This window comes from Hydrogenophaga sp. UC242_53, from assembly GCF_042696965.1.
Classification (GTDB): domain Bacteria; phylum Pseudomonadota; class Gammaproteobacteria; order Burkholderiales; family Burkholderiaceae_C; genus Hydrogenophaga.
In genome coordinates this window covers 2,235,218-2,252,427 of sequence record NZ_CP170552.1, presented here as the reverse complement: position 1 = coordinate 2,252,427, position 17,210 = coordinate 2,235,218, and the positions used below count along the sequence as shown (strand labels likewise).

Sequence of the window (17,210 nt, the reverse complement as noted above, 5' to 3'; positions counted from 1 at the left end):
GGGCTTGCTGGGCTCCTGCAGCGCTTTCAGCGCGGCACGCTCGGGCCCCGACAACATGGCGCCGGTCCAGCGCAGCAGGGCCGCGAGAGCCCGGGGACGCAGCACCCACAGGCTCAGGCGCCAGTGGGTGGGCAGACGATGGGCGGCGCGGGGAAAAGGTTCAAACGCCAGCATGGGGCATCACCGTTGAAGGCCACAGGGGCACGGGACCGCGCTGGGGTTTCTCGTGCCATCGCAGGTAGAGGTGAACCTGCTCTTTGGCGTAGTCGGGTGAGCGCTCGGCCGCCACCCGAAAACCGGTTGTCCAGTGTGCGTTCATGCGGTACTCCCATGTGCTTTGCAATGCCCAGCCGGCACCCGGCCCACGGCTGCCGCCATACGTGCCTTGGCCCTGTGCGGCGGCCTGGGCCTGAAGGTCGGCTCGCGTGGGGAAGCGCGGCGCGCTCGTGGTGCTCGACTGGCTCCAGGACGGCGCCACGCGAACCACCCAGGAAAGATCGGTGCCGCGCATCGCCGCCTGCACCGGAACGCTCACCGTGGTGCTGCGTTGGGGGCTGTAGTAGCCACCATGACCCACGCTGTAGTGGTTCTGGTTGTTGTCGAAGGCGCGCAGGCGAAGCACCGGACCCACGGCCAGGTAGTGGTCCGCGCCACGGCTCAGGGCCCAGTCCACGCCCATGGCGGCCGCTTGCTCGCGGTTGGGCAGAACCTCGTGCCCGCGGTAGGTCGCCCATTCGAGTTGGGCAAAAGGCTCCAGCCCCCTCCAGGTGGTCGCGGATTGCAGAAGCGCCGACGTTCGGCGCACCGCACCCCAGCGGATGCCCGAAAACAGGTCGCGTTGGCCGCCGTAGGACAGCAGGCTTCCCGTGACGGGGCGGTGGGCCAGCGAGACGCCCCAGTCCGCCGAGCCCACGCGGCCCTTCAGGTCCAGGCCCGCGGCAAGGCCGGCGAACTCAAAGCCGAGCGGCGTGGTGCCGATGTCGGCGCGCCACCGGTCGGCGTCGTAGCCGACCGTCAGGGCGCGGCCCTGGGCATGGGCGTGCATGGGAGTTCTGCCTGGACTCGGTGGTTGCCGCAAGGCGGCGCTGCCCCAGTCGCCCGAGCGGATGAGCTGTGCGGCGTCCGCCCGTCCGGCTTCCAGCCGGATCGAGTCAAGCTGCCCGAACCAATGGCCGTGATCGCCCCAAGGCTGGCGCACCCGCAGGCTCGCGACCCGGGAGTCCAGGCGCGAGACGGCCTCATCGCCGGGCTTGTACACCCAGGTCAGTCCCGCTGCGCACTTCGGGTTGTCGGCGTGCGTCCAATGCCTGCAAGGCGTTTCGGGATTCCCGGGCCACCCATTGGAGAGAGGCCGGTGCCTCCAGCGATTGCCGCACGGCCTGTTCGAGGCCCAGGCGCGCCTCGCCGCGCAAGCCTGCATCCCGCAGCGCCAAGGCGAGGGCGCGGGAGACATCGGGGCGTTCGGGATACCGTTCGCTGAGCGCCCGTCCGAGCCGCACCCCGTCCGCGGCGCGGCGCTGGTCCAGGGCCTCCCACACCGCTTGAAGGTCCGGTTCAGCGCGGGCGGGCGGTTCTTCTTCCACCCATGCTTCACCCACCTCGACCCGGGGAATACCTGCGTCGGCGGGCGCCTCGGGCAGGGCGGCAGGCGGCACATCGGCGACCACGGCTTGTGCAGGCTGCGCGATGGGTGTTCGCGCGGCCCTTGCCAGTGCGAGCGCTGATGGCGCGGGCCGTGTCGTTCTGGCTCGGGTGGAAGGCGTTGGCACCGGTGAGTTGGCGGGCGCCAGCGCGCCGCTTCGCGGTGGTGAGCCAGGGTTGGCCGCCAAGCCCAGGGTCTCCAGCGCCTTGGGGTGGCGCGGCTGGATGGCCAGCAGCTTGCGCATCAGCTGGCGAACCAGGTCCGGCCGCTGGCGTTCGGCCCAATACTGGGCGCTCTCGAGCAACTGCCGCACCTCGGGCGCATCGGCCGTTGCTTTCGCGTGAGATCCAGGCAGCCACAGGCCCCACACCAGCAGGACGAGGGCCACACGCATCACCGCCCCCGTGGCTCGCATGCGCTGTCGGGCAGGAGCAATGCTCCTTGGGGCGTGAACCGGTAGCGACCCTCCATCCAGCCCAGCCCGAAGAGGGCCAGCGCATGGCTGTAGTAGCCGGGCGACTGGCGCGACAGGCTGGCGTCGATCCTCGTCTGCAAGTGCCGCTTCAGGGTGGTGAAGCCCAGGCTGTCGGCCAACACCAGCGCCGCGACATCGAACCCCGCAGGACCCTCCCGGGGCGTCTGTTCCGTGCTGACGCCGGTGGCCGCGTTGAGTGCTTCCGGGGCATGGCCGTTTTGACCCACCCAATGCAACCAGGGAAGGAATGCCAGCGCGAGCCGTTCGAAAGCGGGGTCGTTGCGGGACAGGCCCGTCCAGAGGTACGTGCGGATCGCGTTGTAGCTGCCCATCCCGTCGGTTTGTGCGTCGGCGTGCCACCCGCTGCGCGCATCCCAGATCGCCCATTCGGGCGAGATGCCGTGCGGCGCGGATTCCACCATCAGGCGCAGGGTGGGTTCGACCATCTCCAACCATTCGTGCTGGCCCGTGAGGGCGGACAGGCCCCGGAGCAAGGGCACCGGGGCGTAGCTTGGGTTGAGGCGCCATCGGTCGGGTCCAAGTTGAAAACCGATCGGAGCGGGCAGCAGGCTGCGCCCCAAGGCGGGCAACACGGCGCTGGCGTCCCGCAGCAGGCGGGCGGCGAGGCTTTGTCCCAGCCGCGTGTAGGCCTCGTCGTGCCAGAGCCGGCCTGCCGCCAGCAGGGTGTAGGCCAGCCACAGGTCGGCGTCGCTGGCGGGGTTGCTGTCCAGCAGCTCCCACTGGCCCGAGGCCGACCGTCCCCAATGCCAGCCGGGGGCGAACTGGTGCAGGTTGCCTCGGGCCAGGTTGTTCCGGGTCCACTCGAGCAAGCTCGAGAACTGCTGTCGGTCACCCGCGACCAGGGCGAAGAACAGCGCGTACGCCTGTCCTTCCGAGACCGTGGGCTTGTGTGGCAAGTCAAGGTCCTGCACCCGCGCATCCAGGCTGATGTAGGTCTTGCGAAAGGACTCCCACAAGGGCCAGTCGGCACAGGGGGCGGCCTGCGACATCCCGGGAAGGCCCGCGATCGCCAAGGCCAGGGCGCCTGTTGCGCCGCGGCCCCAGCGGGTGAATCGGAGAAGCCGGATGGGCCATGTCGGTGGTGTCATGGCTCGGTCGGTGTCACCCTGGTGGTCTTGAGGCGCCGCGCGGCGTACAGCTTGAGGCGGATGCGGGCCGCCCATACCAGCAGGCCCAATGCCAGGGCCAGGGCCGCGGCCGCCAGCCACGGATGCATGGACAGGAACAGGGACATGCGTGCCGCCCAGGGAAGCTGGCCGGTGTGATAGACGGACGCACCCTCATAGGACCGCACCTCCTGCTCGCGAACCACGGTGAGCCCCCCTGAATCTGTGCCGCTTGCGCGGACTCGAGCAGGGCGGCCGATATCCAGTTCAGGCCCCGGGTCTGGTCGCTGCTCAAGGCCACCACCGATCGGCCGGCCTGCAGGGGCGACTCAAAGCCGGCGATCACCGCCAGGCTGCCAGGTGCCTCCACCTGGAGTGGGGCCAGCGATGGGCTCGCCGGCGTGTCGGCGCCTTCGCGGGCAGGGTGCAGCCAGGATCGCCAGCCGGCCACCTGAGTGGCCGGACCGCGCGTGTCCCTGCGATGGGCGTCGAGCGCAAGCATCGGGCCCTTCTGCCAACGCTTGAGCAAGGTGTGCAACTGCGGCCCACCGATCAGCAGGAGGTCGCGGTCATGGACCTGTTCAAGCCTGTCGGGCGTGGTGATCTCGAAGTGCCAGGCGGGCGTGCCGGTCCAGCGGCCGAAACTGCCCATCACCGCCAGCAGGGTCTCGATCTCGTGGTCGTCGGGTTGTGAGGGCAGCACGATGGCGGTTTGTGCCAGATCCGCGTACCGCGTGAAGGGAAAGCCCGATCCCGCGAAAGCCGCCAGATCGGGCATCTGCAGAAAATGCGGCAGTGCCGAGAAATCCAGCGTGGACTCGGCGTCCACCGAGGCCCGGGTGGACTCGGCGCGCCAGGCGCAGTCGCCGGCCTGGGGCTTCATGCCCAGTGGCAGTTGCACTTCGAGCGTGTTGCTTTGTCGTGGCTGGAACTCGGGCAGCTTCACGCGCACCGACCCCGACGCCTCGTCCGCGTTGCCCAGCCATCGGCCCAGCCCGCCCAGGGCGTCTGAGGAAGAAGCGGCGGCCAGGCGCCAGGCGCGCACGAAGCTGTCGTTGAGCGCCAGGCTCATGAGCGCGTTGTCCGTTGGCGCGGGCACGGCGGTGTGGTAGCGCAGGTTCAGCAGCGCGCTGCGGCCGGGGCCTTGCCAGAGATCCGGCGGCGTGCGCCAGCGCACCCGCACGGCGTCGGGATGGGCGCCCTGGAGCTGGAGCGCGGCGCGCTCCGGCACCAGCTCCCCCAGGCGCACGGGCTTGTCCGTGGCGACCCAGTTGGGCGCGTCATAGGGCGGGCGGACGGGGATCGGCGCCAGCTCGTGAACCAGGGCCGTGCTCCCGCTCATGGCCTGGCGGCCGAGGATCAGGCCCAGGGCCGCCGTGCGGAGCTCCTGCTCGTTGCGCCCTTGCAGCACCAGCAGTTTGACGTGGGGCAGTTTCGGATGGCGCATCAGCCGCACCGTGGGGCCCAGTGCCTCGGGCAGTTCAAGGCCTTCGGGGCCTGGTTGTTGCGGGCTGACCAGCACGATGGCATGGCGATTGGGCAGGCGGTCGCGCCGCACCGGGAAGACCGCGCCGCGCTCCCCCGCGAGCGAGCCCAGCCACGAGGCGATGATGGACGCGGTGCTCAGGCGGTCGTGGCCCGGCTGGGGCCCGAGAACCATGGGCACCTCGACACGGCCGGCGCCACGGCGATCGAACCAGGGCGCGGGAAACAGGGCCAGCTCGTCTTCCAGGGCGAGCGGTCGGATCGCGAGTTCGAAGCCCGTCGCGTCCACATCCACTTCGGCCCACAGGCTGTTGTGCAGCGGGTCTTCGCACGCCAGGGTGTAGTGCCCGACCAGGCGCAGGCTGAGCCAGTTGTCGTCCACGAACAGACGCGGGTCGAGCTCGATGGTCCGCACGATCCGCTCACCCGCGTGGTCCGCGCGAATGGGAACGACGGACAACAGCTTGTCGTTGAGGCGGACCTGAAGGTGGGACAGGGTGGGCAGCAGGGCCGGGGAGGGCGTGACTGCGAGGTTCAGGCGGGCGCGCACCACCATTTCATCGAGCCGCACGCCCAGATGGATGCGTTGCTCGCTGTGCGCGCCCCGAAGCGTCAGGCGGTTGCCCGTGAGCTGCCGCAAAGGCAGTTGCACGGTGCGCCAGGCGTCGGTGTTCTCAGCTGGGGGAGAAGGGGGCTGCTGGGCCCAGGCAGGGCCCTGCAAGACAGCCCAGATGCCGGCGAGCACGAGTGCCAGTCGTAGGCCGCGGGCGAAAGTGGAAACGGGGATGGAACGGGGAAACGGGGTGGGAGCGGCGAGGAGGAGGGGCACTGGACGCTGGGGCATGGGGCGAATGGCTGCGAACCATATCGCAGGCCATGCGCACAGCAGTCACAGGAGAATGAAGCGCTCCTATTCGGGATTCAGGCGCTTGTTTTCATGGCCCAAACGCACTTTTGAGTCTCCCAGCCACGGCCTCCACACCCGACGACCGTGCCAGATCCGGTGGTGGAGACGTGGGGGGGCATGCCAGCCGCGATGGGCCGGTGAGGTTCACTTCTTCTTGAAGAGGCCGTAGATCACCAGCAGCAGGATCGCACCGATGACGGAGGCGATGAAGCCTACCGGTTCGCCCTGTTGGTAGAAGCCGAGCGCGGAGCCCAGGTAGCCGGCGACGAAGGCGCCTGCCACACCGAGGATGGCGGTCATGATCCAGCCCATGCCATCGTCGCCGGGCTTGAGCGCGCGGGCAATGAAGCCGGCAATGAGACCGATGAAAAGCGTGCCGAGAATGGACATCATGTTGAGGGACCCTCCTGGTTTGTGTGAGAAAGGCCGGTCCGCTTGACCGGCCTGCACAGGATACTCCAGGGCCTCCCGCCAGGGTCTACAGGGTTGTCCCGCCCGGCTCAGGCGCCTGCCGCCGCCTCGATCGCCTCGTGCAGTTCCAGCCAGCGCGCCTCCAGCGTGTCGTTCTCGTCGTTCACGGCCTTGAGGCGGCGGCCCGATTCGGCGATGTCGGTCGGGCTGGCGGGCTGGCTCATGGCGGCTTCCAGGCGCGTTTTCTCCTGGGCGAGTTGCGCCATGCGCTTCTCGGTCTGTTCGAGCTCCTTCTTCAAGGGCTTGGTCTTTTCGGCCACCTGCTGGCGGCGCTGCGCGTCCTGGCGCTTCTGTTCCGGCGTGCGAGCGGGCTCGGACGCCTTGGGGGCAGCCACCGGAGCGGCTGCGGGCGGCGGCGCGGGGCTGCGCGACTGCCCACGCTGCTCCTGGCGTTGCGCCTCGCGCGATTGTTTGGCGACGTCGAGCAGGTAGCGCTGGTAGTCGTCGAGGTCGCCATCGAAGGGTTCGATGCCTCCGCGCGAGACCAGCCAGAACTCGTCGCACACGGCGCGCAGCAGGGCACGATCGTGGCTGACCAGCATGACGGTGCCTTCGAACTCATTGAGCGCCACGGACAGGGCTTCGCGTGCTGGCCAGGTCCAGGTGGTTGGTGGGCTCGTCGAGCAGCAGCAGGTTGGGGCGCTGCCAGACGATCATGCACAGCACCAGCCGCGCCTTCTCGCCGCCGCTCATGCTGCCCACGCTCTGCTTGACCTGGTCGCCCGTGAAGTTGAAGTTGCCCAGGAAGCTGCGCAGGTCCTGCTCGCGCGTGGGCTGTCCGCTCAGGCGCCCTTGCGCGGTGCAGTCGCGCACCAGGCGGATCATGTGCTCCAGCGGGGTGTCGGCGGGGCGCAGCACGTCGAGTTCCTGCTGGGCGAAGTAGCCGATGTTGAGGCCCTTGCCTTCGGTGATCTGGCCCGCCAGCGCCTGCAGATCGCGGGCGATGGTCTTGACCACCGTGGACTTGCCCTGGCCGTTGGCGCCCAGGATGCCGATGCGCTGGCCGGCCAGCACCGAGCGGCTGATGCCGCGCACGATGGCCACCGGCTCGCCGCCGGGCTCGCGCGGCGGGTAGCCGAAGGTGACGCCTTCCATGGCCAGCATGGGGTTGGGCAGGTTCTGCGGTTCGCTGAACTCGAAGTTGAAGTCGGCCTCGGCCAGCACCGGCCCGATCTTCTCCATGCGCTCCAGCGCCTTGACCCGGCTCTGCGCCTGCTTGGCCTTGCTGGCCTTGGCCTTGAAGCGGTCGATGAACTTCTGCAGGTGGGCCATCTTCTCCTGCTGGCGCGCGTACGACGTGGCCTGCAGCGCCATCTGCTCGGCGCGCATGTCCTCGAAGCGGCTGTAGTTGCCGCCATAGCGGTTGAGCAGCGCGCGCTCGATGTGCACGGTGACGTTGGTGATGGCGTCGAGGAACTCGCGGTCGTGGCTGATCACGAGCAGGGTGCCGTCGTAGCGCTTGAGCCAGGCTTCGAGCCAGACCAGGGCATCGAGGTCCAGGTGGTTGGTGGGTTCGTCGAGCAGCAGCAGCTCGCTGGGGCACATGAGGGCGCGCGCGAGCTGCAGGCGCATGCGCCAGCCGCCGGAGAAGCTGTCGACCGGGCGCTCGAGTTCGTCGGTGCGAAAACCCAGGCCGAGGATCAGGGCCTGCGCGCGCGCGGGCGCGTCGTGCGCGCCGGCATCGTGCAAGGCCATGTAGGCGTGGGCCATGCGCTCGCCGTCACCGCTGTCTTCGGCGGCAGTCACTTCCTGCTGGGCTTTCAGCAGCGTGGAGTCGCCTTCGATGACGAACTGCGTGGCGGACATGTCGGTCTCGGGCATGTCCTGCGCGACCTGCGCCATGCGCCATTGCGGGGGCACGTAGAAGTCCCCCTTGTCTTCGTGCAGCGTGCCATCGAGCAGGCGGAACAGGCTGGACTTGCCGGCGCCGTTGCGGCCCACCAGGCCGACTTTTTCTCCCGGGTTGATGGTGCAGGAGGCGCCATCGAGCAAGACCTTCGCCCCGCGGCGAAGGACAACATTCTTCAAAGTGATCATGGAGCGGGCGCCTGCGAGATGGGCAGCGCCAAAAGGGATTCAAGGGTGAGCAGCAGGACCTGGTCGTCGCCTGCGCTGGTTTCGAGCCAGATGGCTTCGAGCTGAGGGAAGGCCGCTTCGAAGTGCTCGCGTTCGTTGCCGATCTCAAGCACCAGCACACCGTCGGGTTTCAGGCAGCGGGCCGCGCCGCGCAGCAGGGCGCGCACGAAGTCCATGCCGTCGCGGCTGCCGGCCGTGTTGCCGTCGAGCGCCAGACCGGGCTCGGCCAGGTACTCGGGCGGCAGCGTGGCCATGCTCTGCGCGCTCACGTAGGGTGGGTTGCACAGGATCAGGTCCCAGGGGCCGCGGCAGGCGGCCAGCCCATCGGACTCGACCAGCCGGATGCGGTGCTGCAGCCCATGCCGATCGACGTTGATGCGGGCCACGGCCAGCGCATCGGGCGAAATGTCGGCGCCGGTGACGCGCACATCGGGGTAGGCCATGGCGGCGAGCACGGCCAGGCTGCCGTTGCCGGTGCACAGGTCGAGCACATCGCGGGACCGCTCGTCCAGCCAGGGGTCGATCGACCCTTCGGCCAGCAGTTCGGCGATGAAGCTGCGTGGCACGATGGCCCGCCGGTCCACGTAGAACGGCACGCCCTGCAGCCAGGCCTCGCCGGTGAGGTAGGCCGCGGGTTCGCGCGTGTCGATGCGGCGCTGGATCAGGGCCAGCACGGCGGATTGTTCTTCGGCCGTCACGCGGCGCCTGGCCAGGGTTTCCAGGTCGCTGTCCAGCGGCAGGCCGAGTTGCCAGAGCACCAGCCAGGCGGCCTCGTCCTGGGCGTTGGTCGTGCCATGGCCATAGGCCAGCTGCGCGGCCTCCAGGCGTTGACGGGCTTGGATGAGGAGTTCGTTCAGGTTCACGGTGGGCTCAAGCAGGCGCACGGGCCTGGGCGTCGAGATGCTCCAGCGTGCGGCGGTAGATGTTCTTGAGCGGTTCGATGTCGGCCACGGCCACGTGCTCGTCGATCTTGTGGATGGTGGCATTGGGCGGGCCCAGCTCGATCACCTGCGGGCAGACCTGCGCGATGAAGCGGCCATCGCTGGTGCCGCCGGTGGTGGACAGCGTGGTGCGCAGCGCCGACCTCGTCGTGGATGGCCGCGCGCACCGCATCGACCAGCGTGCCCGGTGGCGTGAGGAAGGGCCGGCCTCCGAGCGTCCAGTCGAGGTCGAAGTCGGCGCCGGGCTGCAGGCCGTGGCGCTGCAGCAGCTCGCCGACCCGCTGCTGAAGGCCCTCGGGCGTGGACTCGGTGGAGAAACGGAAATTGAAATCGATCACCACCGTGCCCGGGATCACATTGCTCGCGCCGGTGCCGCCATGGATGTTGCTGATCTGCCAGCTGGTGGGCGGGAAGAATTCATTGCCACCGTCCCACACGGTGGCCGCGAGTTCGGCCAGCGCGGGGGCGGCGAGGTGGATCGGGTTCTTCGCCAGGTGGGGGTAGGCGATGTGGCCCTGGATGCCCTTGACGGTGAGCTTGCCGCTCATGGTCCCGCGGCGCCCGTTCTTGATCATGTCGCCGGTGCGCTCGACCGAGGTCGGCTCACCCACGATGCACCAGTCCAGCCGCTCGCCGCGCTGTTGGAGGGCATTGCAGACGATCACCGTGCCGTCCAGCGCCGGGCCTTCCTCGTCGCTGGTGAGCAGGAAGGCCACGTCGATGGCGGGCGCCGGGTTCGCGGCCACGAACTCTTCGCAGGCCACAACCATGGCCGCCAGCGAGGTCTTCATGTCGGCCGTGCCCCGGCCGAACAGCTTGCCGTCGCGGTGGCTGGGCACGAAGGGGTCGCTGGCCCAGGCGGTCAGCGGGCCGGTGGGCACCACGTCGGTGTGGCCGGCGAACACCAGGGTGGGCCGCCGGCCCTGGCCCAGGCGGGCCCAGAGGTTGGTCACACGAAAGTCGGCCGGGCCGCTCTCGATGGTCTCGCACGCGAAGCCCAGCCGCGCCAGCCGCGCGCCGATCAGCGCCTGGCAACCTTCGTCGCGGGGGGTGACGGAGGGGCAGGCGATCAGGGCTTCGGTCAGGCGCAGGGTATCGGTCATCGGATCAGAATTTGACGTCGAGCGTGAACTCGGTGAAGGTGGCGCTGTCGCCCCCGTCCTCTTCGCTGGCCTGCGCGGCTTCGCTCGCCTTGGTGGCGTTGAAGTCGTTCTGCAGGCGCCAGAGCAGGTTGTTGGGCGAATCGGCGTGGGCCAGGCCCTCGTTGCGCGCGACCAGGCCATCGTTGATCAGGCGGGCCAGGTCCTGCTCGAAGCTTTGCGAGCCTTCGGCCAGCGACTTCTCCATGGCTTCGCGCACACCCGAAAAGTCGGCCTTCTGGATCAGGTCGGCAATCAGCGAGGTGTTGAGCATCACCTCCGTCGCCGGCACGCGCCCACCGGTGTGGGTGCGCAGCAGGCGTTGCGAGACGATGGCACGCAGCGCGGCGGCCAGGTCGCCCAACAACGTGGGGCGCACCTCGACCGGGTAGAAGCTCAGGATGCGGTTGAGCGCCTGGTAGCTGTTGCTGGCGTGCAGCGTGCGCCAGGCACAGGTGGCCTGACTGCGCGTAGGAAATGGCGGCCGACATGGTCTCGCGGTCGCGGATCTCGCCGATCAGGATCACGTCCGGCGCCTGGCGCAAGGCGTTCTTCAGGGCGACCTGGAGCGAGGCGGTGTCAGGCCCGATCTCGCGCTGGTTCACCACCGACTTCTTGTTGCGGTAGACGTATTCGATCGGGTCTTCGATCGTCAGGATGTGGCCCGTGGCGCGCTCGTTGCGGTGGTCGATCATGGCCGCCAGCGTGGTGCTCTTGCCCGCGCCGGTGGCGCCGACCATGAGCATGAGCCCGCGTTTTTCCATGATGAGATCGGCCAGCACCGGCGCCACGTTGAGCGAGTCCAGCGGGGGGATCTCGCTCGACACGAAGCGGATCACCACCGCGACGTGGCCGCGCTGGCGGAACGCGCTGACGCGGAAGTTGCCCAGGTTCTCCAGCGGCACGGCCATGTTGAGCTCGCCGGTTTCCTGCAGCTCTTCCATGCGGGTGGGCGGCACGATCTCGGCCAGCAGGTTGCGCGGCGCCTCCGGCGGCAGCACCTGGCTGTTGACGGGGATGGTCTGGCCGTTGATCTTGATCATGGCCGGCGCGTGCGCCGTCAGGTACACGTCCGAGGCCTTCTTGTCGGCCATCAGGCGCAGGATGCGCTCCATCGTTCCGCTGCTCATGCCATCTCCCTGTGGGTTGCTCCGGGCCGCCGCTGCCGCCTCAATCGCGCAGGAGGTCGTTCAGGCTGGTCTTGGCGCGGGTCTGCGCATCCACGCGCTTGACGATGATCGCCGCGTACAGGCTGTACTTGCCGCCGTCCTTGGGCAGGTTGCCGCTGATCACGACCGAGCCGGCCGGCACGCGGCCGTAGCTCACCTCGCCCGTGGCGCGGTCGTAGATCGGGGTGCTCTGGCCGATGTACACGCCCATGGAGATGACCGAGTTCTCCTCGATCACCACGCCTTCGACGACTTCGGAGCGGGCGCCGATGAAGCAGTTGTCTTCGATGATGGTGGGGCCGGCCTGCAGCGGCTCCAGCACGCCGCCGATGCCCACGCCGCCCGAGAGGTGCACGTTCTTGCCGATCTGCGCGCAGGAGCCCACCGTGGCCCAGGTGTCGACCATGGTGTTCTCGTCCACGTAGGCGCCGATGTTCACGTAGCTGGGCATGAGGATCGCGCCCTTGGCGATGTAGCTGCCGCGGCGGGCCACGGCCGGCGGCACCACACGCACGCCGGTGGCCTTCATCTCGGCTTCGCTCAGGTGGGCGAACTTGGTCTTGACCTTGTCGAAGAAGCCGAGGTCGCCGGCGCGCATGACTTCGTTGTCCTTCAGGCGGAAGGAGAGCAGCACGGCCTTCTTGATCCACTGGTGCACCGTCCACTGGCCCACGCCTTCGCGCGTGCGCACGCGCAGCTTGCCGTTGTTGAGCTCGGAGATCACATGCTCCACCGCGTCCACCACTTCCTTGGGAGCGGAGGCGGGGGAGAGTTCGGCACGGTTGTCCCAGGCGTTGTCGATCAGGGTTTGCAGTTGTTGGGTCATGGTCTCAGAGGAGCAAGGGTGAAGAAAAGGAGAGAAAGCGGGAGGGCGCCGCGTCAGGCGCGGCGCGACAGGAAGGCCTGGATGCGCCCGGCGGCTTCCAGGCATTCGGCGGGTTCGGCCACCAGGGCCATGCGCACGCGGCCGGTGCCCGGGTTCACGCCGCCGACCTCGCGGGCCAGGTAGCTGCCGGGCAGCACCGTCACATTGTATTGAGCCAGCAGCTCGCGGGCGAAAGCCTCGTCGGCGCTGAGGCCGGCCGCGGCGTCGGCAAACGAGGCTGGCACGGCGGCCCACAGGTAAAAGGAGGCGTCGGGCAGGGCCACGTCGAGCACCTGGGCCAGCAGCGGCGTGACCTGGGCGAATTTCTCGCGGTACTGGCGCCGGTTGTCCACGACGTGGTCTTCATCGCCCCAGGCCGCCACGCTGGCCGCCTGCACCACCGGGCTCATGGCGCCACCGTGGTAGGTGCGGTAGAGCAGGAAGGGCTTGATCAGCGAGGCGTCGCCCGCCACGAAGCCGCTGCGCAGGCCCGGCACGTTGCTGCGCTTGGACAGGCTGGTGAACATCATCAGGCGGCGGAAGTCGGTGCGGCCCAGGCGTTGCGCGGCTTCCAGGCCGCCCAGCGGGGCGTCGTCGCGGAAGTAGATCTCGCTGTAGCACTCGTCGGAGGCGATCACGAAGCCGTGGCGGTCGCTCAGCTCGAACAGGCGCTGCCATTCGTCCAGCGGCATCACGGCCCCAGCGGGGTTGCCGGGCGAGCACACGAACAGCAGTTGCGTGCGCGCCCAGACCGCCTCGGGCACGCTGTCCCAGTCGGCCGCGAAGTTGCGCGCGGGGTCGCAGGCCACGTAGTGCGGCTCGGCACCGCCCAGGAAGGCCGCGCCTTCGTAGATTTGATAGAACGGGTTGGGCATCACCACGGTGGCGCCCGGGCGCGTCGGGTCGATCACGGTCTGCGCGAACGCGAACAGCGCCTCGCGCGAGCCATTGACGGGCAGCACCTGGGTGGCCGCGTCCAGCGCCACGCCGTAGCGCCGCTGCACCCAGGCGGCACAGGCCTCGCGCAGCGCCGGCGTGCCCGCCGTGGCGGGGTAGCTGCTCAATCCGGTGTCGAGCGAGGCGGCCAGGGCCTGTTTCAGGAAATCGGGCGCGGCGTGCTTGGGCTCGCCGATGCCCAGGCTGATGGGGCGCAGGGCGGGGTTGGGGGTGATGTCGGCAAAGAGCTTGCGCAGCCGCTCGAAGGGGTAGGGCTGCAGGCGCGAGAGCAAGGGGTTCATGGCCGACGATTATCGGGCTTGGCGCAAAGGGTGCACCGTACCGTACCCCGGGGCGCATGCACGGTATCATCAGCCACCCCTCCATCGCGCCTGCGATGGAGGAAATGCCTTTGAAATCAAACACTTGGCTATGCCAGGGGGCCTCCCAGCGTGCGTCTCAACTCGATCAAGCTCTCCGGCTTCAAGTCCTTCGCCGAACCCACCAACTTCATGCTCCCGGGCCAGCTCGTGGGTGTGGTCGGGCCCAACGGCTGCGGCAAGTCCAACATCATGGACGCGGTGCGCTGGGTGCTGGGCGAGTCCAAGGCCTCCGAGCTGCGCGGCGAATCCATGCAGGACGTGATCTTCAACGGCACGACCTCGCGCAAGCCCGCCAGCCGTTCCAGCGTCGAACTGGTGTTCGACAACAGCGACCACCGTGCGGGCGGCCAGTGGGGCCAGTTCGGCGAGATCGCGGTCAAGCGCGTGCTCACGCGCGACGGCACCAGCAGCTACTACATCAACAACCAGCCGGTGCGCCGCCGCGACGTGCAGGACGTGTTCCTGGGCACCGGCCTGGGCCCGCGCGCCTACGCCATCATTGGCCAAGGCACCATCAGCCGCATCATCGAGAGCAAGCCCGAAGAATTGCGCCTGTTCCTGGAGGAAGCCGCCGGGGTTTCCAAGTACAAGGAACGCCGCCGCGAGACCGCGCACCGCCTGGCCGACACGCGCGAAAACCTCACGCGGGTGGAAGACATCCTGCGCGAGCTCAACGCCAACCTCGACAAGCTGGAGAAACAGGCCGAGGTGGCCGCGCGCTACAACCACCTGCAGGCCAGCGCCACGCTCAAGCAGCAGCAGCTGTGGTTCCTCAAGCGCAGCGAGGCCGAGTCGGACCAGGTCAAGGTGAAGACCGATGCCGCCCAGGCGGTCAACGACCTCGAATCGCGCACCGCCGACCTGCGCCGCATCGAATCCGAGCTCGAAACCATCCGCCAGGCCCATTACGCGGCCGGTGACCAGGTGAACCAGGCCCAGGGCAAGCTGTACGAGGCCAGTGCCGAGGTCGGCAAGCTCGAGGCCGAGATCCGCTTCGTGGTCGAGGGTCGCCAGCGCGTCGAACAGCGCCTGGTGCAGCTGAAAGAACAGATGGGCTCCTGGGCCACGCGCAGCCAGGACGCGGCGGTGGAGCTGGAGCAGCTCGCCGAGTCCATGGTGCAGGCCGAGGACCAGTCGATCGTGCTGGCCGCGCAGGGCGAAGAGCAGTCGGGCGCCTTGCCCGCGCTGGAAGACCACCTGCGCCAGGCCCAGACCCGGGCCAACGAGCAGCGCGCCAGCGTCACGCAGGTGCAGCAGCAGATCCAGGTGCTGGCCGCCGAGCAGCGCAACGTCGAAGAACAGAGCCGCACGCTCAACCAGCGCCGCGAGCGCCTGGTGGCCGACCGCAATGCCCTGGCCGCGCCCGACGAGGCGCGCCTGCTCAGTGCCCAGACCCAGCTGGCCAGCGCGCAGGAGACCGCCGAACTCAACGACGCCGTGCTGCACGAGCTGCAGGACAGCGTGCCCCAGCTCGACGAGGCGCGCCGCGCCGCGCAGCAGGCGGTGAACCAGGAGTCCGCGAAGCAGGCCGACCTGTCGGCCCGCATGGAGGCGCTCAAGGCGCTGCAGGACAAGGTCAAGACCGACGGCAAGTTGAAGCCCTGGCTGGCCAAGCACGGCCTGGACAGCCTGCAGGGTTTGTGGAGCCGCATCCACATCGAAACCGGCTGGGAAAACGCCCTGGAAGCCGCGCTGCGCGAACGCCTGAGTGCGCTGGAGGTGTCTCGCCTGGACATGGTGCGCGCCTTCGGCAACGACGCGCCACCGGCCAAGCTGGCCTTCTACAGCCCACCGCCTGGTGCGGCCGCGAGCAGCAGCGCCACCGGCCTCAAACCCCTGGTGCAATGGCTGCGCCTGAACGACGCCGGCCAACAGGCGCTGTTGGCCGAGTGGCTGCACGGCTGCCTGACGGCGTCCAGCCTGGAAGAGGCGCTGGCCCAGCGCGCGCAGCTGCAGGCCGGCGAGTTGATCTTCGTCGCCAGCGGCCACGCCGTCACGGCGCACAGCGTGAGCTTCTACGCGCCCGACAGCGAGCAGGCCGGCCTGCTGGCGCGGGCCCAGGAAATCGAGAACATCGACAAGCAGCTCAAGGCCCAGGTGCTGATCGCCGAGCAGGCGCGCTCATCCCTGATCCGCGCCGAGGCGGCCTACACCGACGCTTCGCAGCGCCTGGTGAGCGCGCGCCGCGACGCCGCCGAGTCGCGCAGCCGAGCGCACGAGCTGCAGGTGGAAGCCCTGCGCCTGACACAGCTGGCCGAACAGACCCGCGCGCGCAGCGAGCAGATCGGCGCCGACCTGGCCGAAGTGGACGCCCAGCTCGACGAGCTGCAGGAGCGCCGCGTGACGGCCGAGGCCCGCTTCGAAGAGCTGGACATGCAGCTGGCCGACAGCCAGGAGCGCCACGCACAGTTCGACGACAAGGTGATCGAAGCCGAGCGCGCGCTGAACCAGGCGCGCGAGCAGCAGCGCTCGCTGGAGCGCACCGCGCAGGAAGCCGTCTTCGCGCTGCGCAGTCTGCAGGCGCGCCAGAGCGAGCTGCAGCGCGCCATGGAAACCGCGGCCACCCAGGAAAAATCGCTGGCGGACGAGCAGCAGCGCGCCAGCGACGAACTCGCCCGGCTGAACGACGCGGCGGCCCAGGCCGGTCTGCAGAACGCCCTGGCCATGAAGCTGGAGCGCGAGCAGGCCCTGGGGGCGCTGCGCAGCCAGTACGACGAACTTACCGCCAAGCTGCGCGCCAGCGACGAGCGCCGCCTGCAGCTGGAACGCGAACTCGAACCGCTGCGCAACCGCATCACCGATTTCCAGCTCAAGGAGCAGGCCGCCCGCCTGGGCGTGGAGCAGTACAGCCAGTTGCTCGAAGAGGCCCAGGCCGATCTGGCGGCGGTGGCGCAAAGCATCACCGAAGGCAATGTGCGGCTCGCTGGCCTGCAGGGCGAGATCGACCGCCTGCACCGCGAGATCCAGTCGCTCGGCGCGGTCAACCTCGCCGCGCTCGATGAACTCACCGCGGCGCGCGAGCGCAAGACCTTCCTCGACGCGCAATCGGCCGACCTGGTCGAGGCCATGAACACGCTGGAAGACGCGATCAAGAAGATCGACAACGAAACCCGCGAACTGCTGGGCAGCACCTTCGAGACCGTCAACGGCCACTTCGGCCGAATGTTCCCCGAGCTGTTCGGGGGCGGCAACGCCAGGCTGGTGATGACCGGTGAGGAGATCCTCGATGCCGGCGTGCAGGTGATGGCGCAGCCGCCCGGCAAGAAGAACCAGACCATCCACCTGCTCTCGGGCGGCGAGAAGGCGCTGACCGCCATCGCGCTGGTGTTCGCCATCTTCCAGCTCAACCCCGCGCCGTTCTGTCTGCTGGACGAGGTGGACGCGCCGCTGGACGACGCCAACACCGAACGCTATGCGAAACTGGTGACCGCCATCGCCAAGGAAACCCAGTTCCTGTTCATCAGCCACAACAAGATCGCCATGGAAATGGCCGAGCAGTTGATCGGCGTGACCATGCAGGAGCAGGGCGTCTCCCGCATCGTGGCGGTGGACATGGAATCGGCCGCCGGCATGCTCGAACCCACCTGATCACAC

General features: G+C 68.9%; 9 protein-coding genes and 3 pseudogenes. 1 reads left to right on the top strand and 11 read right to left on the bottom strand.

The annotated features are described in order from the left end of the window. Positions 1-160 precede the first annotated feature (160 nt). The 11 genes and pseudogenes from ACFJI0_RS11220 to dapC all read right to left on the bottom strand — a co-directional run bounded on the left by ACFJI0_RS11220 (position 161) and on the right by dapC (position 13,535). Positions 161-1,258: a cellulose synthase subunit BcsC-related outer membrane protein gene (locus ACFJI0_RS11220; protein ID WP_382324975.1), complete on the bottom strand. Its 1,098-nt coding sequence runs from the start codon at positions 1,256-1,258 to the stop codon at positions 161-163. Next, positions 1,239-2,030, bottom strand: coding sequence for a hypothetical protein (locus tag ACFJI0_RS11215; RefSeq protein ID WP_382324973.1), 792 nt, complete (start codon positions 2,028-2,030; stop codon positions 1,239-1,241). Before ACFJI0_RS11215 ends, ACFJI0_RS11220 begins: the two co-directional genes overlap by 20 nt. A gap of 5 nt (positions 2,031-2,035) precedes the next feature. Next, a complete protein-coding gene (gene bcsZ, locus ACFJI0_RS11210; protein ID WP_382324971.1) occupies positions 2,036-3,151 on the bottom strand; it encodes a cellulose synthase complex periplasmic endoglucanase BcsZ in 1,116 nt (371 codons plus the stop codon). Between the two features lie 88 nt (positions 3,152-3,239). Continuing rightward, on the bottom strand, positions 3,240-5,381 hold the full coding sequence (gene bcsB / locus ACFJI0_RS11205; RefSeq protein ID WP_382324969.1) for a cellulose biosynthesis cyclic di-GMP-binding regulatory protein BcsB: 2,142 nt from the start codon (positions 5,379-5,381) through the stop codon (positions 3,240-3,242). Between the two features lie 399 nt (positions 5,382-5,780). Then, entirely contained in the window at positions 5,781-6,029 is a 249-nt protein-coding gene (locus tag ACFJI0_RS11200) for a GlsB/YeaQ/YmgE family stress response membrane protein (RefSeq protein ID WP_382157725.1), read from the bottom strand. Positions 6,030-6,136: 107 nt separating this feature from the next. Continuing rightward, a pseudogene (locus ACFJI0_RS11195) lies at positions 6,137-8,144 on the bottom strand (ABC-F family ATP-binding cassette domain-containing protein). Next, positions 8,141-9,046, bottom strand: coding sequence for a 50S ribosomal protein L3 N(5)-glutamine methyltransferase (gene prmB, locus ACFJI0_RS11190; RefSeq protein ID WP_382324967.1), 906 nt, complete (start codon positions 9,044-9,046; stop codon positions 8,141-8,143). Before prmB ends, ACFJI0_RS11195 begins: the two are co-directional and overlap by 4 nt. A gap of 7 nt (positions 9,047-9,053) precedes the next feature. Beyond that, positions 9,054-10,227: pseudogene (gene dapE / locus ACFJI0_RS11185) on the bottom strand (succinyl-diaminopimelate desuccinylase). Positions 10,228-10,231: 4 nt separating this feature from the next. Further along, positions 10,232-11,393: pseudogene (locus ACFJI0_RS11180) on the bottom strand (PilT/PilU family type 4a pilus ATPase). A gap of 40 nt (positions 11,394-11,433) precedes the next feature. Continuing rightward, positions 11,434-12,258, bottom strand: a complete 825-nt coding sequence (gene dapD, locus ACFJI0_RS11175) for a 2,3,4,5-tetrahydropyridine-2,6-dicarboxylate N-succinyltransferase (RefSeq protein ID WP_382324965.1) — start codon at positions 12,256-12,258, stop codon at positions 11,434-11,436. Positions 12,259-12,311: 53 nt separating this feature from the next. Then, entirely contained in the window at positions 12,312-13,535 is a 1,224-nt protein-coding gene (dapC, locus tag ACFJI0_RS11170) for a succinyldiaminopimelate transaminase (RefSeq protein WP_382324963.1), read from the bottom strand. A 150-nt stretch (positions 13,536-13,685) separates the two neighbouring features. Between dapC and smc the strand changes: the two genes are divergently transcribed. After that, positions 13,686-17,204, top strand: a complete 3,519-nt coding sequence (gene smc, locus ACFJI0_RS11165) for a chromosome segregation protein SMC (RefSeq protein ID WP_382324961.1) — start codon at positions 13,686-13,688, stop codon at positions 17,202-17,204. The last annotated feature ends 6 nt before the right edge of the window (positions 17,205-17,210 follow it).